This is a genomic window from Streptomyces sp. NPDC053427 (assembly GCF_044544985.1).
Lineage (GTDB): Bacteria > Actinomycetota > Actinomycetes > Streptomycetales > Streptomycetaceae > Streptomyces.
This window is the reverse complement of the sequence record NZ_JBITYA010000005.1, coordinates 1-21,330: the sequence shown is the minus strand read 5'-3', so window position 1 is coordinate 21,330 and position 21,330 is coordinate 1. Positions and strand designations below refer to the sequence as shown.

Sequence of the window (21,330 nt, the reverse complement as noted above, 5' to 3'; positions counted from 1 at the left end):
AGCCGCGGTTGTTGTCGGGCCGCCCGGGCGGCCCTCCGCTTCGGGAGTGCCGTCCGCGTTGTGCTGTTGTGGTGCCTGGGGCGTTCACCAGGTGACGGGCAGCCGGTAGACGCCGTAGACGAAGCCGTCGTGCTTGAACGGGATCTGTTCCCGGTCCACGGCCAGGCGCAGGGTGGGGATGCGCCGGTAGAGGGTGCCGTAGACGACCTGGAGCTCGACGCGGGCCAGCGGCTGGCCCAGGCACTGGTGGACCCCGAAGCCGAAGGCCACGTGGTGGCGGGCGTCGCGGTGGATGTCCAGCCGGTCGGGCTCGGCGAATGCGGCGGCGTCCCAGTCGCCAGCGTCGTTGGCCATGATCACCGGCTCGCCGGCGCGGATGACCTGGCCGCCGATCTCGATGTCCGCCGCCGCTACCCGGCGCCGCCCGCTGTGAACGATCGTCAGGTAGCGCAGGAGCTCCTCGACCGCCCCCGCGATCAGCTTGGGGTCGTCGGTGTCGCGCAGCTCGGCCAGCTGGTCGGGGTGCTCGAGCAGGGCCAGCGTGCCGAGCGCGATCATGTTCGCGGTTGTCTCGTGCCCGGCCGTCAGGAGCACGCGGCCCATGGCGGCGAGCTCGCGCTGGGTGAGCGCACCGGCGGCGACCTGCTCGACGGCCAGCTTCGACAGCAGATCGTCGCCGGGGGCGGCGAGCTTGTCGGTGATGAGCCGGTCCAGGTAGTCGATCAGCTCCTGATTGGCCGCCCACGCGGCCTGCGGTGACACCCCGCGCTTGATCAGCAGCCTGCTGCGGGCCTGGAAGAAGCCGTGGTCGGCATAGGGCACGCCGAGCAGCTCACAGATGACCATGGACGGCACGGGCAGGGCGAACGCTTCGACCAGGTCGACCGGCTTCTCGCCCGCCAGCATCGTGTCGATCAGACCGTCCACGATCTTCTGGATGGCCGGACGCCACGCCTCGACCCGCTTGACGGCGAACGATGCGGTCGCCATCCGGCGCTGACGGGCATGCTCCGGATCGTCCATGTTGATGAAGGTCGGATCGCTCCTCAAGCGTTCGCGGTGCCCGGGGCCCTGGAAGGGGAAGCGCGGAGAGGTGACGTCCGAGCTGATCCGGGGGTCGGTCAGCAGCGTGCGCATCTCGTCGTAACCGGTGACCAGCCACGGGGTACTGCCGTCCCATAGCCGCACCCGGGTGATCGGCGCGCTGTCCTGGAGGGCACGCAACGCCGGGGGCGGGGCGAAGGGGCATTCGGCCGCTCGGGCCATCGGGTACTCCGGAAGAATCGGGTACTCCGGAAGATCGGCCGGATGTGTCCGAGCGGTCGCGACCGGGGTGTCTGTCATGGCCCTTCGCCTCCTCGAGCCGCTGTTCGTGCTTCGCTCACGCCGGGAAGCTCACGCCGGGAAGCACCGGCCACGCCCCCCGGCGGCCGGTCAGGGCGAGGCCGGCGCACCGCTGGGGCGGGACCGCTGCGTGGCGTTGTGGATCAACCGCCGGACGACGGGCAGGGCCGCCCCCATGGCCGAGGCCAGCACCTCTTCGTCCTCTGCGGGCAGGGTCGCCACCAGCTCGGCCAGGCGGTCGTGGTACGCACGCCGCCGCTCCGCCCGCAGCTCCCGCCCGGCATCCGTGAGGGTCACCAGGGCAACCCGTCCGTCCTCGGGATCGCTCACGCGCCGCACCAGCCCCTGCTGCTCCAGCCGCTTGACCAGCTGGGTCATCGACGGCTGAGCAATGCCCTCGGCCGCGGCCAGCGCCGTCAGCCGGACGGGCTCACCACGCCCGAGCCTGCCGAGAGTCGAGGCGGCGGTGAGGCTGAGGTCCCGGTCGACCAGATGCCGCACCATGAGGATCGCCACCTCCAGCAGTGCATCGGCAATGGCTTCGGGGTGCTGACCGGCACGCGTTCGTTCCATGGATGCGTCACTCACGAGATCACCGGCCGAGCCGGGCGGCGTTGGTGACAAGCTCGGAGACCGTCAGCCGCGCCGACTCCACCACCTCGTCGGGGATCCTCCACCGGATCAGGGCATCCGCGGTGATCCTGCGGGCTGCAGGGGGTTTGCGACTGGTGCGCCAGCGGCCAGATACGTCCGTCCGTCGGCGCGCACGCTGTGACCTGCCACCCGGAAGGTCTTCCGGTGTACGCGTACATCGCAGCCACCACTCCCTCCAGTGCCCCGGAGACGCCTTCGGGCCCTAGTCAGAGACATAACGGTCTATATGGACATATATATCACTTACCTATATAGGGCGTCTATGGTTTTCGGAGGCGAACCTTCGAGGTCCGGGGCGCGGCGGACGCGAACGGGCTGCCGGTGCCGTGTGTGGCGGCGGCGGTGGTGACGTACGGCGAGCGCGGGGCGAAGAGGGGTGGAGGTCGCCGTGGACCGCTCGGGCGGCGGCCACGCCTCTCGGTTCGTCCTACTTCGCCCTTGATGCACGTAGGCTGCCCGCGCTGACTATTCGTCACGAAAGGAGCGACTTATGGCCTCTCGCCTCAATCCGTACATCAGCTTCGCTGGTGAAGCGAAGCAAGCCATGGAGTTCTACAAGCAGGTCCTCGGCGGCAACCTGGCCGTCAACACCTACGGCAGCTTCGGCGCCGAGACGCCGCCCGGATACGCCGACAAGATCATGCACGGCATGCTGGAGACCGCCAGCGGATTCACGCTGATGGGCGCCGACACTCCGCCCGGGATGGAACACAAGCCCGGGAACAACTTCGCGGTGAGCCTGAGCGGCGACGACTCGGAAGAACTGCACGGCTACTGGGACGAGCTGTCCGGTGGTGGCAGTGTGTCCGTCCCGCTGGAAAGGCAGATGTGGGGCGACGTGTTCGGTATGTGCACGGACAAGTTCGGTATCACTTGGATGATCAACATCACCGAGTAGCAGACCTGAAATCCGGACGTCGGAGCGTCGGCGGCCCCACAGGGTCGCCGCCGCGTTGTCCGTGCACGATCCCTGAGGGGGACGTCAATCCGAGGAGACCAGGCCGCCGCGTGCTCGTGGGACGTCTCCGAGCCGGCTTTCCCTCGTCAGATGGACGGCCGTGGCGAGCAGACCCCGGGCCTGGTGCCAGCGGCCCGGGAAGACCGGCACACGACGGCCGTCGATGAGCGGGCCCGGCACGAGCAGCCGGGCCGAGAACGTTGCGCCGTGCGGATCCATGGTGATCTCCGCCTCGGAGAAGTCGAGTTCGAGGGCCGTCAGCGGGTACCAGGCCTTGAAGACGCTCTCCTTCGCGCTGAAGAACAACCGGTCCCAGTGCACGTCCGGCCGATGCTCCGTCAGGGACACGATCGCCGCCCGCTCCGAAGGCAGCGTCACCACCTCCAGAACACCCTCCGGGAGCGGCCCGTTCGGCTCGGCGTCGATGCTCACGGAAGCCGTGAGCTCGGCGGGGGAGACCGCGGCGGCCCGGTAGCCCGCGCAGTGCGTCATGCTGCCGACGATGCCGTCCGGCCACTGAGGCGCGCCGCGTCGGTTCGGCAGGATGGGCATCGCGGGACGGCCGAGCCGGCCCAGCGCACGGCGGGCCAGATACCGCACCGTGGTGAACTCCCGCTGCCGCGACTCCACCGCCTGCGCGACCGACTCCCGCTCCTCGTCGAAAAGATGGTCGCCGGGGCGCGCCTCGTCGTCGTACGCCGCCTCGGTGACGACCGTGCCGGGAAGGATCGCCTCGATCACCGCACGCCTCCGGCAACCGGTGTCGGCAGGACCCGGCGCAGGGGTATTCGCGGTGGTCGCACCCGCCACTCGCGCGGGTAGCCGACCGAGACCTCTTCGAAGCGCACCCCGTCGTAGTGGGTCACGCGCGGGATGTGCAGATGGCCGTAGATCACGGCCGCGGCGCGGAAGCAGAGGTGCCAGTCCGCGGTCAGTTCGGTCCCGCACCACTGGGCGAACTCCGGATAGCGCAGCACCTGTGTCGGCCGGCGGACCAGCGGCCAGTGGTTGACCAGGACGGTCCGCAGCGCGGGATCGAGCGCCGTCAGGCGCCGCTCGCTCTCCGCGACGCGCTGCCGGCACCATGCCGCGCGGCTGGGGTACGGGTCGGGGTGCAGGAAGTACTCGTCGGAGCAGACGATGCCGGCGTCGTGCGCGATGCGCAGTGACTCGGCCGTCGTGGTGGCACCGGGCGCGCGGAACGAGTAGTCGTAGAGGGTGAAGAGCGGGGCCACGGCCACCGGTCCTTCGGCGCTCTGCCAGATCGGGTAGGGGTCCTCCGGAGTGGCGATGCCCAGATCGCGGCAGAGCGCGACGAGGTGCCGGTAGCGGGCCTCGCCGCGCAGCGTGCAGGGGTCCTGGGGATGGGTCCACAGCTCGTGGTTGCCCGGCGTCCAGATCACTTTGGCGAACCGGCCCGCCAGCAGGCGCAGGGCCCAGGCGATGTCGTCGAACTTCTCGCCGACGTCGCCCGCGACGATCAGCCAGTCGCCGTCCGATGCGGGCCGAAGGGATTCGACCAGCGTGCGGTTCTCGGCGTGGACGACATGCAGATCGCTGACGGCCAGGAGGTTTCCATCGGGCACGGTGCTCTCTCTCGTTGATCAGCCCGCCGTCGTTTCGACGGCGGCGGTGGTGGGGGAGGTGAGGGCGCGGGAGGCGTGGAGCCGGGCGTAGAAGCCCTGTGCACGCAGGAGTTCGTGGTGGGTGCCCTTCTCGACGATCCGTCCGGAGTCCATCACCACGATGACATCCGCGTCGCGGATCGTCGACAGCCGGTGCGCGATCACGAAACTCGTCCGGCCGGCGCGCAGGGTCTGCATGGCGCGCTGGATCAGGACCTCGGTACGGGTGTCGACGGAACTGGTCGCTTCGTCGAGGACGAGGACCGCGGGCCGGGGCAAGAAGGCCCGCGCGACGGTGATCAGTTGCTTCTCGCCGGCGCTCAGGGTGGACGCCTCGTCGTCCAGGACCGTGTCGTAGCCCTGGGGGAGCGTGCGGATGAAGCGGTCGGCGTGGGTGGCGCGGGCCGCCTCGACGATGTCCTCGCGGCTCGCCCCGGGCGCGCCGTAGGCGATGTTGTCGGCGATCGTGCCGTCGAACAGCCAGGTGTCCTGGAGGACCAGGCCGAAGCGGGAGCGCAGGTCGTCGCGGGTCATCGTCGCGGTGTCCGTGCCGTCGAGGAGGATGCGCCCCGCGTCGACCTCGTAGAAGCGCAGCAGGAGGTTGCCGAGCGTCGTCTTGCCGGCCCCGGTCGGGCCGACGATCGCGACCGTGCTGCCCGGCTCCACGGTCAGCGACAGGTCCTCGATCAGGGGCGTCCGTGGCGTGTAGCGGAACGAGACGTGTCGGAACTCCACGCGGCCCATGGCGCGGTCCGGTGTGCCCGGCAACTCCGGGTCGGGGGCCTGATCGGGCGCGTCCAGGAGCGTGAAGACGCGCTGCGCGGACGCCACGCCGGACTGGAGCCGGCCCGCCACGGACGCGATCTCCACGATGGGCTGGCTGAACTGGCGGGCGTACAGGATGAAGGCCTGCACGTCGCCGATGCTGAGTGAACCGGCGACGACCTTCCAGGCCCCGACGACGGCGACCACCACATAGCCGAGATTCGCCACGCACATCATGACGGGCTCGATCGTCCCGGACGCGAACTGCGCCTTGGCGCCCGCCCGGAACACCGCGTCGTTGCAGGCGTCGAAGCGCGCTTCGGCCTCCTTGCGGCGGTCGAAGCCCTTCACCAGGGAGTGGCCGGTGCAGATCTCCTCGACGTGCGCGTTCAGCGCGCCGTTCGCCGACCACTGCGCGGCGTGCTGCGGCTGCGCGCGCTTGCCGATCCAGGCGGCGAGGAGCCCGGAGACCGGCACGCTCAGCAGCATCACTGCCGCGAGCGACGGTGAGATCACCAGCATCAGCACCAGCATGGCGAGGAGCGAGAAGACCGCGGTGATCAGCTCGGCGAGGGTTTGTTGGAGCGTCTGTTGAAGGTTGTCGATGTCGTTCGTGGTGCGGCTGAGCACCTCGCCGGCGGGCTGCCGGTCGAAGTGCCGCAGCGGCAGCCGGGACAGCTTGTCCTGCGCCCGCTCGCGCAGGTCGTGAAGGGTGAGCCACACCGCGGACGCCACGAGGCGGCCCTGCGCCAGCAGGAACAGGGAGGCCGTCCCGTAGAGGACGAGGAGGATCGACAGGAGCTTGCCGACCGCCCCGAAGTCGATGCCGGGGGCGGGGCCGTGGCCGCTGCCGAGGACACCGCCGGCGATCAGATCGGTGACCCGGCCCAGCAGAAGCGGCCCGAACGCGTTGAGGACGACGCCGCCGACGCCCATCAGGAGCGCGAGCGCCACGGAGCGTCGGTGCGGACGCAGGAGTCCGGCCAGTCGGCGGGCCGACCCGGTCGCCTCCTCCTGCTCAGGCATGTCCGGTTGCTCAGGCACGTCCGGCGAGACCATCGGCCGCATCCTCCTCGGTCAGCTGCGAATGGGCGATCTCGCGGTAGGTGGCGCTGTCGCGCAGCAATGCCCCGTGCGTACCGCTGGCGACGATGTGCCCCTGGTCCAGGACGAGGATGTGGTCGGCGTGGCGGACGGTCGCGACCCGCTGCGCGACGGTGACGACCGTCGCCCCCGCGGTGTGCGGCACCAACGCGCTGCGCAGGGCGGCGTCCGTGGCGTAGTCGAGCGCGGAGAAGCAGTCGTCGAAGAGATAGATGTCGGGGCGGCGCAGCAGCGTCCGCGCGAGGGACAGGCGCTGTCGCTGCCCCCCGGAGACGTTCGTACCGCCCTGCGCGATCTCGGCATCCAGGGTGCCCGGCATGCGCGCGACGAAGTCGGCGGCCTGCGCGATCCGCAGCGCCTCCCACAGCTCCTCGTCGGTGGCGTCCGGCCGGCCGAAACGCAGATTGCTCGCGACGCTGCCGGCGAACAAGTAGGGCCGCTGCGGCACGAATCCGACCGCGGCGCCGAGGACGGCCGGGGCCAGGTCCCGTACGTCGGTGCCGCCGACCCGCACCTCCCCGGACGTGGCGTCGCACAGCCGCAGCATCAGGTTCACGAGCGTGGTCTTGCCGCTGCCGGTGCTGCCGAGGACCGCGACCCGCTCGCCCGGCTCGATCGCGAGGTCGATGTCGTGCAGAACGGCTCGCTCGGCGCCCGGAAAGCGGAATGCGGCGCCGCGCAGCTCGATCCGGCCCGCGGCCTCCCGGAAGGGCCGCGGCGCGGCCGGCGGTGTGACGCTCGTCGGGGTGTCCAGGACCTCCAGGATGCGGCCGGCGCAGACCCTGGCGCGCGGCACCGACAGGAACACGAAGGCGACCATCACGACGGACATCAGGATGAGTGACAGGTAGCTGAGGAACGCGCTGAGCGCGCCGATCCCCACGCCGCCCGCGCCGATCCGCCGCGCTCCGAACCACAGCAGGGCGAGCGTGAAGGCGTTCATCAGGAGCAGGACGACCGGCAGCATCGTGGCGATGAGCCGCCCGATCCGCTGGGACACGTCCAGGAAGTCGTCGTTGGCGCGCGTGAAGCGTTCCCGTTCGTAGGCATCGCGGACGAACGAGCGCACCACACGCACACCGGTGATCCGCTCCCGCAGCAGCCGCCCCAGCCGGTCGAGGATCACCTGCATCCGCGCGTACAGGGCGCCCATGCGGGCCAGCAGCAGGCCGAAGCAGACGGCGACGACGAGGACCAGGGCCACCAGGAGCAGCGCCAACGCCACGTCCTGGCGCAGGGCGAGCACCACACTGCCCAGACACATCAGGGGCGCGGCGACGACGATGCCGAACCCGGACTGGGCGAGGTTCTGCACCTGTTGGACGTCGTTCACGCACCGGGCCAGCAGCGACGGCGTGCCGAAGCGGCCCACCTCGCGGGCCGAGAAGTCCAGGATGCGGCGGAACACCGCGGAGCGGATGTCGCGGCCCATCGCCGTGGACGTCCGCGCAGCCAGTGCCGCCGCGCCGAGCGCCGCGGCGATCTGCACCAGCGCCACGGCGATCATCACCGCGCCGAGCGCGGTGATCCGGTCGCGGTCGGCGCGGACCACGCCCTCGTCGATGAGGGCGGCGCCGAGCGTCGGCAACGCCAACGTCCCCAGAATCTGCAGCAGTTGGAGGAACGCGAGGGCGCCGGTCGCCCTGCCATAGGGGCGCAGCTGTGCGCGCAAGAGCCTCAACAGCACGAAAGGACACCCCTGTTGGCGGCGGCACGCGGGCCGCCAGGTGGACGGAGCCGGCCAGCACGCCGACCCGGTCCATTGGAGCGCACGCGGCGCCCGAATTTCCCTAGTGTCCGCGCCGCCGCCGAGTAAAAACCGCGGAACTCGTGAATTCCCTAGTAAGTCCCGGATTCGTTGACAGCGTCTTCCGCGGCTTGCGAGCGTTCCGTTGTCTATCGTCCGGACAGCGTATTCGATGCCAGCCGTTGGCCGAGCTCGACGCTTGGACGGTCTCTCTGCGTAGAGAAGAGGTTGCGATGTCCAAGCGCGCGCTCATCACCGGAATCACAGGCCAGGACGGCTCCTATCTGGCGGAGCACCTGCTGTCACAGGGCTACCAGGTCTGGGGTCTGATCCGAGGCCAGGCCAATCCCCGCAAGTCCCGCGTCAGCCGTCTCGCCGCCGAGCTGTCGTTCGTCGACGGCGACCTCATGGACCAGGGCAGCCTGGTCTCGGCCGTCGACACCGTCCAGCCCGACGAGGTCTACAACCTCGGCGCGATCAGCTTCGTGCCGATGTCCTGGCAGCAGGCCGAACTGGTCACCGAGGTCAACGGCATGGGCGTGCTGCGCACGCTGGAGGCCATCCGCATGGTCAGCGGCCTCACCACCTCCCGCACCGCGGGCCCCGGCGGGCAGATCCGCTTCTACCAGGCGTCCTCGTCGGAGATGTTCGGGAAAGCCGCCGAGACCCCGCAGCGCGAGACGACGCTCTTCCACCCGCGCAGCCCCTACGGCGCCGCCAAGGCGTACGGCCACTTCATCACCCGCAACTACCGCGAGTCCTTCGGCATGTACGCCGTCTCCGGCATGCTCTTCAACCACGAATCGCCGCGCCGTGGCCAGGAATTCGTGACCCGCAAGATCTCCCTCGCCGCCGCCCGCATCAAGCTCGGCCTCCAGGACAAGCTGTCGCTCGGCAATCTCGACGCCGTCCGCGACTGGGGTTACGCAGGCGACTACGTCCGCGCCATGCACCTGATGCTCCAGCAGGAAGCCGGCGACGACTATGTCATCGGCACCGGGCAGATGCACTCCGTACGCGACGCGGTCCGCCTCGCCTTCGAACACGTCGGCCTCGACTGGCAGGACCACGTCGTCATCGACCCCGACCTCGTGCGCCCCGCCGAGGTGGAAATCCTGTGCGCCGACAGTTCCAAGGCCGAGCAGCGCCTCGGCTGGAAGCCCGCCGTCGACTTTCCCGAACTCATGCGCATGATGGTCGAATCCGACCTCGCGCAGGTTTCCCGGGAAAACGAATACGGCGACCTTCTGCTGGCCGCCAACTGGTAGCCGCGAAATCCCAAAGAACACTAGGGAATTCATAACGGGATGACGACGACACTCGCCATATGGCTTCTCCCGATGCGCGGCGAATCCATGTGGCGAAACCAGCTGGCGATTCGATGGGCCGCCAGACGGGTGCGGGATGTCGCACGTGATGCATGTGCAGCCGCCGGCTGTCGAGATGGGTTGAGTTGAGATGGACAACGAACAGAAGCTCCGGGACTACCTCAAACTGGCGACGGCCGACCTTCGACGTACCCGGCGGCGCGTGAGCGAGCTGGAGTCGGCGGCCCAGGAACCGGTCGCCATCATCGGCATGGCGTGCCGCTACCCCGGCGACGTACGCAGTCCCGAAGACCTGTGGCGCATGGTCGAGGCCGGCGAGAACGGCATCACGCTGTTCCCCGCCGACCGCGGCTGGGACAGGGAAGCGCTCGCCTCCTCGCCGACGTCCACCGGTGGATTCCTGCACGACGCACCGGACTTCGACGCGGAATTCTTCGGCATCTCGCCCCGCGAGGCCGTCGCCATGGACCCGCAGCAGCGCGTCGTCCTGGAATCCGCCTGGGAGGCCATCGAGCGTGCGGGCATCGACCCGACGTCCGTCAAGGGCAGCCGGACCGGTGTGTTCGTGGGCGCCATGGCCCAGGACTACCGGGTCGGCCCGGCCGACGGCGCCGAGGGCTTCCAGCTCACCGGCAACACCGGGAGCGTGCTCTCCGGCCGTATCTCCTACACCTTCGGCACGGTCGGCCCCGCCGTCACCGTCGACACGGCCTGTTCGTCCTCCCTCGTCGCCGTGCACCTCGCCACCCAGGCCCTGCGCGCCGGCGAGTGCTCGCTGGCCCTGGCCGGCGGTGTCACCGTCATGTCGGGGCCCGGCACCTTCATCGAGATGGGGCGTCAGGGCGGGCTGTCCGCCGACGGCCGCTGCCGCTCCTTCGGCGACTCCGCCGACGGCACCGGCTGGGCCGAAGGCGTCGGCATCCTCGTGCTGGAGCGCCTGTCCGACGCGGTCCGCAACGGCCACGAGATCCTGGCCGTGGTCCGTGGCACCGCCGTCAACCAGGACGGCGCCTCCAACGGCCTCACCGCCCCCAACGGCCCCTCCCAGCAAGAGGTCATCCAGCAGGCCCTGGTCAACGCGCGGCTGTCGGCCCAGGACATCGACGTCGTCGAGGCCCATGGCACCGGCACCACCCTCGGTGACCCCGTCGAGGCACAGGCACTGCTGGCCACCTACGGGCAGGACCGCGACGAGGACCGGCCGCTGCTGCTCGGCTCGGTGAAGTCGAACATCAGCCACACCCAGGCCGCCGCCGGCGTCGCCGGCGTCATCAAGATGGTCATGGCGATGCGCCACGGTGCCCTGCCGCGCACCCTCCTCGCCGACGAGCCCACCCGGCATGTCGACTGGTCGCGCGGCGCCGTGCGGATCCTCGCCGAGAACACCGACTGGCCGGACACCGGTCGGCCGCGACGCGCCGCCGTCTCCTCATTCGGCATCAGCGGCACCAATGCCCACACCATCATCGAGCAGGCGCCCGGGCCGGTGCCCGACGAGACCGCGGAGCAGACGCCGCGGCCCACCACCGCCGAGCCCGGCGCCGTGCCCGTCCTGCTCTCCGGCCGTACCGCCGACGCCCTGCGCGCCCAGGCCGCCGCGCTCCTCGACTCCCTCGCCACCCACCCCTCGGACCGCGTCCTCGACACCGCGTACGCGCTCGCCACCACGCGCGCGGCGTTCGAGCACCGCGCCGTCCTCCTCGCCGCCGACCACGGCGCCCTCACCGCCGGCCTCACCGCGCTCGCCGATGCCGCGGAGCCCACCACCGCCCCCGCCGTCCTCCCCGACGGCATCACCGGAACCGCACCGGCCGAGCACCGCCTCGCCGTGCTGTTCACCGGACAGGGCGCCCAGCGGCTGGGCGCCGGACGCGAACTCGCCGCCCGCTTCCCGGCGTTCGCCACCGCTCTCGACGCCGCGCTCGACGCGCTCGACGCCCACCTCGACCGCCCGCTGCGCGACGTGCTGTGGGGCGAGGACCCCGAGCCGCTCGACCGCACCGAGTACGCGCAGCCCGCGCTCTTCGCCGTCGAGACGGCCCTCTACCGGCTCGTCGAATCCCTCGGTGTGCAGCCCGACCACCTCACCGGCCACTCCGTCGGCGAGATCACCGCCGCGCACATCGCCGGCGTCCTCTCGCTCGACGACGCGGCCGCCCTCGTCGCCGCCCGCGGCCGCCTCATGCAGGCACTGCCCGAGGGCGGCGCCATGATCGCCGTCGAGGCCACCGAGCACGAGATCGCCCCCCTGCTCGCCGGCCACGAGGACCGGGTCCGCCTCGCCGCCGTCAACGGCCCCTCAGCCGTCGTCCTCTCCGGCGACGAGACCACCGTCACCGAGCTGGCCGCCCAGCTCGCGGCCGACGGCCGCAAGACCCGCAGGCTGCGCGTCTCGCACGCCTTCCATTCGCCGCTCATGGAGCCGATGCTCGACGCGTTCCGCGCCGTCGTCGCGGGCCTCACCCTCCAGGCACCGCTTCTGCCGGTGATCTCGAACGTGACCGGCGAACCCGCCACCGTCGCCCAGCTCACCTCCCCGGACTACTGGGTCGACCACGTCCGCCGCACCGTCCGCTTCGCCGACGGCATCGACTGGCTCGCCCGGCACGACGTCTCCACCTTCCTCGAACTCGGCCCCGACAGCGTCCTGTCCGCCATGGCCCAGGACTCCCTCTACGCCGCCGGCTCCGACGCCGCCACCCTGCCCGCGCTGCGCGCCGGCCGCCCGGAGGCCCACACCTTCACCACCGCCCTCGCCGGTCTGCACGTCCGCGGCACCGGCATCCGCTGGGACGCCTACTTCACCGGAACCGGCGCCCGCCGCACGGACCTGCCGACCTATGCCTTCCAGCGCCGCCGCTACTGGCCGCGCGCCCTCCAGGGCGGCGCCGCCGATCTGCGCTCCGTCGGACTCGGCGCCGCCCACCACCCCCTGCTGTCGGCCGCCGTCTCCCTCGCCGACTCCCAGGGCGCGCTCCTCACCGGCCGTCTCTCCCTGCAGACCCACCCGTGGCTCGCCGACCACACCGTGCGCGGCACCACCCTGCTGCCCGGCACCGCCTTCCTCGAACTGGCCGTCCGCGCGGGCGACGAGGTCGGCTGCGACCGCGTCGAGGAACTGACGCTCGCCGCCCCGCTGATCCTGCCCGAGCAGGGCGGCGTCCAGGTCCAGCTGGGGATCGGCAACCCGGACGTCTCCGGTCGCCGTAGCGTCACCGTCTACGCGCGCCCCGAGACCGACGACGACGCACCCTGGACCGCGCACGCCACCGGTGTGCTCTCCACCGCCGAGACGGACACCGGCTTCGACGCCACCGTGTGGCCCCCGGCCGGCGCGGAACCACTGCCTGTGGACGGCCTCTACGAACGCCTCGCCGACGGCGGTTTCGGCTACGGTCCGGTCTTCCGGGGCCTGCGCGCCGCCTGGCGCCATGACGGCGCGGTCTACGCCGAGGTCGTCCTGCCGGAGCACGGCCGGACGGACGCCGAGTCCTTCGGCCTGCACCCCGCCCTGCTCGACGCCGCCCTGCACGCCGCCTCGTTCGTCGACCTCGGCGAGGAGTCCCGCGGCGGACTGCCCTTCTCCTGGGAAGGCGTCTCGCTCCACGCCGCCGGTGCCACCGACCTGCGCGTACGCCTGACTCCGGCCGCCGACGACGCCCTCGCCCTCGCGGTCGCCGACGGTGCGGGCGCGCCCGTGGCCACCGTCGACTCCCTCGTCCTGCGCGCGGCCGCCGACCGCGGCCCAGACGCCGCCGCACTCACCCGCGACGCGCTGTTCCGCCTCGACTGGACGACCGTACGACCCGCCACCGCCGCACTGGGCCCGGTGGCCCTCGTCGGTCCCGACGCCTTCGGCCTGGCCCGGCACCCCGGCCTTGCCGACGCCGTCGCCCTGCTGGACCTCACCGCGCTCGCCGCCACCGACGGCCCGGTCCCGGCCACCGTGCTGCTGTCCGTCACCGGGACCGGGGGCGCGACCGACGACCACGGGGACCGGACCGACGTCACCGGGGGCGAGACCGACGTCAGCGGCGCCGGGCACCGCTGCGCCGCCGAGGCGCTCGCCGCCGTGCGCACCTGGCTCGACCAGGGCGAACGATGCGCCGACTCCCGCCTCGTGTTCGTGACGCGTGGTGCCACGACGGGTGCGGATGTGGCCGGGGCGGCGGTGTGGGGGCTGGTGCGCTCGGCCCAGTCCGAGAATCCGGGCCGGTTCGGTCTGCTGGACCTCGACCCGGATCGGGATCCGGTGAGCCTGCCGTTGTCCGCCGTCATGTCGGATGAGCCGCAGCTCGCGGTGCGTGGGGGCGAGGTTCGTGCCGCGCGTCTCGTGCGTCGGCCTGCTCCCGAACCCGCTGCTGTTCCGGTGTTCCGTGTAGGTGGTGAGGGCGCGGTCTTGGTGACCGGTGGTACGGGTGGTCTGGGTGCTGTGGTGGTTCGGCATCTGGTGGTGGCGCATGGTGTGCGGGATCTGTTGTTGGTCAGTCGGCGTGGTGGGGCGGCCGAGGGGGCGCCGGAACTGGTTGCGGAATTGGGCGAGTTGGGTGCGCGGGTCGTGGTGGTGGCCTGTGATGTGAGTGACCGTGCTGCGGTGCGGGAGTTGCTGGATCAGCATGTGGTGTCGGCTGTGGTGCATGCCGCGGGTGTGGTGGATGACGGCATGGTGGGGTCGTTGACGCTGGAGCGGTTGGCTGCGGTGCTGCGGCCGAAGGTGGACGCGGCGTGGCATCTGCACGACCTCACACGCGAGCTCGACCTGGACGCATTCATCGTCTTCTCCTCCCTCGCCGGTGTCTTCGGCAGCCCCGGGCAGGCCAACTACGCGTCGGGCAATGCCTTCCTCGACGCTCTGATGGAGCGTCGCCGCACCGAGGGCCTGCCCGCTCTCTCGCTGGCCTGGGGCCCCTGGGAGCAGACCGGCGGGATGACCGGCGGTGTTTCCGACGATGACATGCGACGCATGGCCCGTGCCGGGATACCCGCGCTCGCCGTGGAGCAGGGCCTCGCCCTGTTCGATGCCGCCCTTGCCACCGGCGATGCGACCCTGGCGCCCGTCCGTCTCGATCTGCCGGCCCTGCGTGCGCAGGGTGAGGTACCGCCGCTGCTGCGGTCCCTGATCCGCACCCGCTCGCGCCGCGCCGCCGTCGCCGCGTCCGCAGCGGCCGACGGCCTCGCCCAGCGTCTCGCCCGCCTCGACGAGGAGGGCCGTGACGACCTCGTCCTCGATCTCGTCCGCGGCCAGGTCGCCCTGGTCCTCGGCCACGCCACCGGCAGTGACATCGACGCCGGACGTGCCTTCCGCGAGCTGGGCTTCGACTCCCTGACGGCCGTGGAACTGCGCAACCGCCTCAACACCGTCACCGGCCTGCGGCTGCCCGCGACGCTCGTCTTCGACTACCCGACCGTGCGGCACCTCGCCACCTACATCCTCGGTGAGCTACTCGGCACCGACGCCGATGTCCCCGCAGTGCGCCGTACGGCTGCGGTCGCCGACGATCCGATCGTGATCGTGGGCATGGCGTGCCGGTATCCGGGTGGTGTCGCGTCGCCGGACGATTTGTGGCGGCTGGTCACGGAGGGCAGCGACGCGGTCTCGGGGTTCCCGACCAATCGCGGCTGGGATGTCGAGTCGTTGTACCACCCGGACCCGGACCATCCAGGAACCGCCTATACGCGGTCGGGTGGGTTCCTGCATGAGGCGGGGGAGTTCGATCCGGGGTTCTTCGGGATGAGTCCGCGGGAGGCGTTGGCGACGGATGCGCAGCAGCGGTTGTTGCTGGAGGCGTCGTGGGAGGCGGTGGAGCGGGCCGGTATTGACCCTGTGGGGTTGCGGGGTAGTGCGACGGGTGTGTTTGCGGGGGTGATGTACAGCGATTACTCGGCTGTGCTTGCGCGTCCGGAGTTCGAGGGTTTTCAGGGGAGTGGGAGTTCGCCGAGTCTGGCGTCGGGTCGGGTGTCGTATGCGTTGGGGCTTGAGGGTCCTGCAGTGACGGTGGATACGGCGTGTTCGTCGTCGTTGGTGGCGATGCATTGGGCGTTGCAGGCGTTGCGTTCGGGGGAGTGTTCGCTGGCGTTGGCCGGTGGTGCGACGGTGATGTCGACGCCGTCGGTGTTTGTGGATTTTGCGCGGCAGCGGGGTCTGTCGCCCGATGGTCGGTGCAAGGCGTTCTCGGATGCGGCTGATGGGGTGGGCTGGTCGGAGGGTGTCGGGGTGCTGGTGCTGGAGCGGCAGTCCGATGCGGTCCGTAACGGTCACGAGATCCTGGCCGTCGTGCGTGGTTCGGCCGTCAATCAGGACGGTGCGTCCAACGGGCTCACCGCCCCCAACGGCCCCTCCCAGCAGCGGGTCATCCGTCAGGCTCTGGCGAGTGGTGGTCTGTCGACCGGTGATGTCGATGTGGTGGAGGCGCACGGTACGGGGACGACGCTGGGCGACCCCATCGAGGCGCAGGCCCTCATCGCCACCTACGGGCAGGACCGCGACGGGGACCGGCCGTTGCTGCTCGGCTCGGTGAAGTCCAATATCGGCCACACGCAGGCCGCCGCGGGTGTGGCGGGTGTCATCAAGATGGTGATGGCGATGCGGCACGGGGTGTTGCCGCGGACGCTGCATGTCACCGAGCCCTCCTCGCATGTGGACTGGTCTGCGGGGGCCGTCGAACTTCTCACCGAGCAGACGGCCTGGCCCGACACCGGCCGGCCGCGCCGCGCCGCCGTCTCCTCCTTCGGCATCAGCGGCACCAACGTGCACGCCGTCATCGAGCAGGCACCGCGCGCCGGGACCCCGGCGCCCACCGCGCCGCGGCGCACCCCCGGAGTCGTGCCGGTGCTGCTTTCCGGACGCAGCCGTGACGCCGTACGCGGTCAGGCGGCGCGCCTGCTCGGCCACCTCCAGGCACGTCCCGAGGCCGAACTCGTCGACGTCGCCCACTCCCTGGTCACCACCCGCTCGCGGTTCGACCGGCGCGCTGCGGTGGTGGCGCAGGACCGTGACGGCCTGCTCGCCTCCCTCGGGGCGCTCGCCGCCGGGCGGTCGGACGCCGCCGTCGTCGAGGGGGAGGCCGCGGGACGCGCCCGGATCGCCGTCCTCTTCAGCGGCCAGGGCAGCCAGCGCGCCGCCATGGGGCGTGAACTGTACGAGACGCAACCGCAGTTCGCCGCGGCGCTCGACGCCGTCTGTGCCGTCCTGGACCCGCTGCTCGACCGGCCGCTGCGCGAGGTGATGTTCGCTCCCGAGGGCACCGACGACGCGGCCCGGCTCGACGAGACCGGCTGGACCCAGCCCGCGCTGTTCGCCATCGAAGTCGCCCTCTACCGGCTCGTCGAGAGCTGGGGCGTACGCGCCGACTTCGTCGCCGGGCACTCGATCGGTGAGATCGCGGCCGCGCATGTCGCGGGCGTGTTCTCCTTGGAGGACGCCTGCCGGCTCGTCGTCGCCCGCGCCACCCTCATGCAGGAACTCCCGGCCGACGGCGCCATGATCGCCGTACAGGCCACCGAGGACGAGGTGACGCCGCTGCTCGGCGAGCGCGTTTCGCTCGCCGCGGTCAATGGGCCCGACTCCGTCGTCGTCTCCGGTGACGAGAACGCCGCCCAGGAGATCGCCGACGCGTTCGCCGAGCGCGGGCGCAAGACCAAGCGCCTGCGGGTGAGCCATGCCTTCCACTCGCCCCACATGGACGGCATGCTCGACGCGTTCCGGACCGTCGCCGAAGGAATCGGCTACGCGGCTCCGCGCATCCAGCTCGTCTCCGACCTGACCGGCGAGCGCGCCGCCGACGAGCAGGTGTGCACCGCCGACTACTGGGTCCGCCACGTCCGCGAGGCCGTCCGCTTCGCCGACTGCGTCCGTACCCTGCGCGACGCCGGCGCCACCACCTTCCTCGAACTCGGCCCCGACGGCCCGCTCACCGCCATGGCGCAGGACACGCTCGGCGACGACGACGCCGCCGAACTCGTGCCGCTGCTGCGCGCCGGCCGCTCCGAGGACGTCGCCGCCACCACCGCCCTCGCCCGCCTCCTCGTGAACGGCGTGGACGCCGACTGGCAGGGCTACTTCGCCGGCACCGGCGCCCGCCGCGTCGACCTGCCGACCTACGCCTTCCAGCACGCGTTCTACTGGCCGCAGCTGCCGCCCCTGACCGGCGGCGCGACCGCCGTCGACCCGGCAGACCAGGAGCTGTGGGCCGCCGTGGAGCGCGGCGACGCGGGCGAGATCGCCACCCTCCTCGGCCTCGGGGAATCGGACCTCACACCGCTCGACTCCCTGCTGCCCGCCCTCACCTCGTGGCGGCGCGGCAAGCAGGAGAAGACCCTGCTCGACACACTCCGCTACCGCATCGAGTGGGCGCGGCTGCGCAAGCCCGCCGCGCCCGTCCTCGGCGGCACCTGGCTGCTGGTCTCCTCCGACGCCACCGCCGCCGACGAGACCACCCTCCTCGACGGTCTCGCCGGCGCCCTCGGCTCGCACGGCGCCCGGGTGCGCCGCCTCGTCCTCGACGCCGACTGCACCGACCGCGCCGTTCTCGCCGAGCGCCTGGCGGGGGCCGACGACGCCGACACCGCTCCGCACATCCTGTCGGTCCTGCCGCTCGACGAGCGGCCCGCGGACGGCTGCGCGCCCCTCACCCAGGGCCTCGCACTGACCCTCGCCCTCGTCCAGGCGCTCGCCGACACCGGGGCCCGCGGCCGCCTGTGGACCGCGACCCGCGGCGCCGTCTCCACCGGCCCCGACGACCCGGTCACCCACCCCGTCCAGGCCACCGCCTGGGGCCTCGGACGCGGTGTCGCCCTGGAGTTCCCGCGGATGTGGGGCGGTCTGGTCGACCTGCCGGACCACGTCGACCAGCAGACGGGACAGCGCCTCGCCGAGGTCCTCGCGGTCAAGGACGTGCCCGACGGCGAGGATCAGGTGGCGCTGCGGGCCACAGGTGTCTTCGGACGCAGGCTCGCTCGCCGGACCGTCGACGCGCTGCCCGCAACCGACGAGTTCACCCTCAGCGGCACCGTCCTCATCACCGGCGGCACCGGCGGCCTGGGCGCCGAAGTGGCCCGCTGGCTCGCCCGCTCCGGCGCCCAGCATCTCGTCCTCACCAGCCGCCGCGGGCCCGACGCACCCGGCGCCGACGCCCTCCGCGCCGAGCTGGCCGAGGCCGGGCCGACCGTCTCCGTCGTGGCCTGCGACGTCGCCGACCGCGACGCACTGGCCGCGGTCCTCGCGGACCTGCCGGCCGACCTCCCGCTGACCGGCGTCGTCCACACCGCGGGCGTCGGCCACTACGGACCGCTCGACGGCCTGAGCGCCGCCGACTTTGCGGCCGTCACCTCCGCGAAGCTCGCCGGTGCCGCCCACCTCGACGAACTGCTCGGCGACCGCGAACTGGACCTGTTCGTCCTGTTCGGCTCCCTCGCCGGCGTCTGGGGCAGCGGCAACCAGAGCGCCTACGGCGCCGCCAACGCCTACCTCGATGCGCTCGCCCTGGCCCGCCGCGCCCGCGGCCTCACCGCGACCTCCGTCGCCTGGGGCCCGTGGGCCGAGGCCGGCATGGCCGCCGACGCGAGCGTCTCGGACACCCTGCGCCGCCAGGGCCTCGGCCTGCTCGACCCGGGCCCCGCCATGACCGAACTGCGCCGTGCCGTCGTCCACCAAGACGTCACGGTCACCGTCGCCGACGTCGACTGGGCGCGCTACGCGCCGCTGTTCACCTCGGCGCGGCCCAGCGCCCTCCTCTCCGGCCTGCCCGAGGTCCGCGCGCTCGCCGCCGCCGAAGCCCGCGACCGGGACGGTGCCGACGCCTCCGAGACCGTCACCCGCGTCCGGTCCCTGCCCGAACCCGAGCAGCTCCGCCTGCTCACCGACCTCGTCCGCACCGAGGCCGCCACGGTCCTCGGCCACAGCTCCGCCGACGCGGTCCCCGAGAACCGCGCCTTCCGCGACCTCGGCTTCGACTCGCTGACCGCCGTCGAGCTGCGCAAACGCCTCGGCTCCAGCACCGGACTGGGCCTGCCGAGCACCATGGTGTTCGACTATCCGACCCCGCTGGAACTCGCCCACTACCTGCGGGCCGAGATCCTCGGAGCCGTCCTGGAGGTCGCGGGCCCCGTCGCGACCGGCGCCGCCGACGACGAGCCCCTCGCCATCATCGGCATGAGCTGCCGCTTCCCCGGCGGCGTCGGCTCCCCCGAGCAGCTGTGGGACCTGGTCGCCGCCGGCACCGACGCGATCAGCGAATTCCCCGTCAATCGCGGATGGAACACCGCCGGCCTCTACGACCCCGACCCCGACCGGCCCGGCACCACGTACTCCACGCAGGGCGGATTCCTGCACGAGGCGGACGAGTTCGACCCGACGTTCTTCGGCATCTCGCCCCGCGAGGCGCTGGTCATGGATCCGCAGCAGCGACTCCTCCTGGAGACCACCTGGGAGTCCTTCGAGCGGGCCGGGATCCGCCCGGACACCGTCCGAGGCAGCCTGACCGGCACCTTCATCGGCTCCAGCTACCAGGAGTACGGCCTCGGCGCGGGCGACGGCGCCGAGGGCCACATGGTCACCGGCAGCAGCCCCAGCGTCCTGTCCGGCCGCCTCTCCTACACCCTCGGCCTCGAAGGACCCGCCGTCACCGTCGACACCGCCTGCTCGTCCTCGCTGGTGGCGCTGCACCTGGCCTGCCAGTCCCTGCGCAACGGCGAGAGCACCCTCGCCGTCGCGGGCGGCGCCACGATCATGACGACGCCCAACCCGTTCGTCGCGTTCAGCCGGCAGCGCGCCCTCGCCCAGGACGGCCGCTGCAAGGCGTTCTCCGACGACGCCGACGGCATGACCCTCGCCGAGGGCGTCGGCATCGTCCTCGTCGAGCGCCTTTCCGACGCCCGGCGCAACGGGCACCCCGTCCTCGCGGTCCTGCGCGGCTCCGCCATCAACCAGGACGGCGCCTCCAACGGCCTGACGGCCCCCAACGGCCCGTCCCAGCAGCGCGTCATCCGCCAGGCCCTCGCCAACGCCCGCCTCGAACCCGGCGACATCGACGCCTTGGAGGCGCACGGCACCGGCACGCCGCTCGGCGACCCGATCGAGGCCCAGGCCCTGATGGCCACGTACGGCCGCGGCCGCGACCCCGAGCAGGCGCTGCTGCTCGGCTCGGTGAAGTCCAACATCGGCCACACCCAGTCCGCCGCGGGCGTCGCGAGCGTCATCAAGATGGTCATGGCGCTCCAGCACGGCCTGCTGCCCCGCACCCTGCACGCCGAGGAACCCTCCTCGCACGTCGACTGGTCGTCCGGAACCGTCCGCCTCCTCACCGACCCGACCCCCTGGCCGGAGACCGGCCGGCCGCGCCGGGCCGCCGTCTCCTCCTTCGGCATCAGCGGCACCAACGCCCATGTCCTCCTGGAGCAGGCGCCGCCCGCCGACCCCTCCGCCGATGGCCGGCCGGCCGCCGCGCCGGTGCCCGTCGAGGGCGGCATCGTGCCCCTGGTCGTCACCGCCCGGAACGCCGCCGCACTGCGTGGCCAGGCCGAGCGTCTGATCACCCACACCGAGACCGTCGGCGCCGCCACCCGGCCGCTCGACCTCGGCTTCTCCCTCGTCTCCTCGCGCGCCCTCTTCGAGCACCGCGCCGTGATCGTCCCCCCGGCCGACGCCGACCCACTGGAGGCGCTGCGCGCCCTCGCGACCGACGGACCGTCGCCCGTGGTCGCGCGCGGTGTTGCCGATGTCGGTGGGAAGACGGTGTTCGTGTTTCCGGGGCAGGGGTCGCAGTGGGTGGGTATGGGTGCGCAGTTGTTGGATGAGTCTGCGGTGTT

Annotated in this window: 9 protein-coding genes; 3 read left to right on the top strand and 6 right to left on the bottom strand. The window is 71.9% G+C overall.

Going from position 1 to position 21,330, the window contains the following annotated elements:
- Window positions 1-84: 84 nt before the first annotated feature.
- Both ACIGWZ_RS15020 and ACIGWZ_RS15015 read right to left on the bottom strand, forming a co-directional pair.
- Complete coding sequence (locus ACIGWZ_RS15020; protein WP_400064507.1) at window positions 85-1,344, bottom strand: cytochrome P450; 1,260 nt, start codon at window positions 1,342-1,344, stop codon at window positions 85-87.
- A 90-nt stretch (window positions 1,345-1,434) separates the two neighbouring features.
- Complete coding sequence (locus ACIGWZ_RS15015) at window positions 1,435-1,917, bottom strand: MarR family winged helix-turn-helix transcriptional regulator (RefSeq protein ID WP_400064505.1); 483 nt, start codon at window positions 1,915-1,917, stop codon at window positions 1,435-1,437.
- A gap of 571 nt (window positions 1,918-2,488) precedes the next feature.
- Between ACIGWZ_RS15015 and ACIGWZ_RS15010 the strand changes: the two genes are divergently transcribed.
- Window positions 2,489-2,896, top strand: coding sequence for a VOC family protein (locus ACIGWZ_RS15010; protein WP_400064503.1), 408 nt, complete (start codon window positions 2,489-2,491; stop codon window positions 2,894-2,896).
- A gap of 84 nt (window positions 2,897-2,980) precedes the next feature.
- Here the strand turns inward: ACIGWZ_RS15010 and ACIGWZ_RS15005 are convergent, their stop codons facing one another.
- Genes ACIGWZ_RS15005 through ACIGWZ_RS14990 form a run of 4 tightly spaced genes read right to left on the bottom strand, consistent with a single transcriptional unit; the run spans window position 2,981 to window position 8,137 of the window.
- Window positions 2,981-3,697, bottom strand: coding sequence for a 4'-phosphopantetheinyl transferase (locus ACIGWZ_RS15005; protein ID WP_400064501.1), 717 nt, complete (start codon window positions 3,695-3,697; stop codon window positions 2,981-2,983).
- Complete coding sequence (locus ACIGWZ_RS15000) at window positions 3,694-4,542, bottom strand: metallophosphoesterase family protein (protein WP_400064500.1); 849 nt, start codon at window positions 4,540-4,542, stop codon at window positions 3,694-3,696. The genes ACIGWZ_RS15005 and ACIGWZ_RS15000 overlap by 4 nt, the downstream gene beginning before the upstream one ends.
- Before the next feature lie 18 nt (window positions 4,543-4,560).
- Window positions 4,561-6,372, bottom strand: coding sequence for an ABC transporter ATP-binding protein (locus tag ACIGWZ_RS14995; RefSeq protein ID WP_400064498.1), 1,812 nt, complete (start codon window positions 6,370-6,372; stop codon window positions 4,561-4,563).
- A 10-nt stretch (window positions 6,373-6,382) separates the two neighbouring features.
- The gene (locus ACIGWZ_RS14990) at window positions 6,383-8,137 is read right to left on the bottom strand and encodes an ABC transporter ATP-binding protein (protein ID WP_400064496.1); all 1,755 of its coding nucleotides are present in this window, start codon (window positions 8,135-8,137) and stop codon (window positions 6,383-6,385) included.
- A 293-nt stretch (window positions 8,138-8,430) separates the two neighbouring features.
- On the opposite strand from ACIGWZ_RS14990, the gene ACIGWZ_RS14985 reads away from it, so the two are divergent.
- Window positions 8,431-9,465 (top strand): GDP-mannose 4,6-dehydratase, encoded by a 1,035-nt coding sequence (locus ACIGWZ_RS14985; protein ID WP_400064494.1) that lies wholly within the window; start codon window positions 8,431-8,433, stop codon window positions 9,463-9,465.
- A gap of 190 nt (window positions 9,466-9,655) precedes the next feature.
- Window positions 9,656-21,330 (top strand): type I polyketide synthase (locus tag ACIGWZ_RS14980; RefSeq protein ID WP_400064492.1); only part of this gene is annotated, 11,675 nt, incomplete at its 3' end.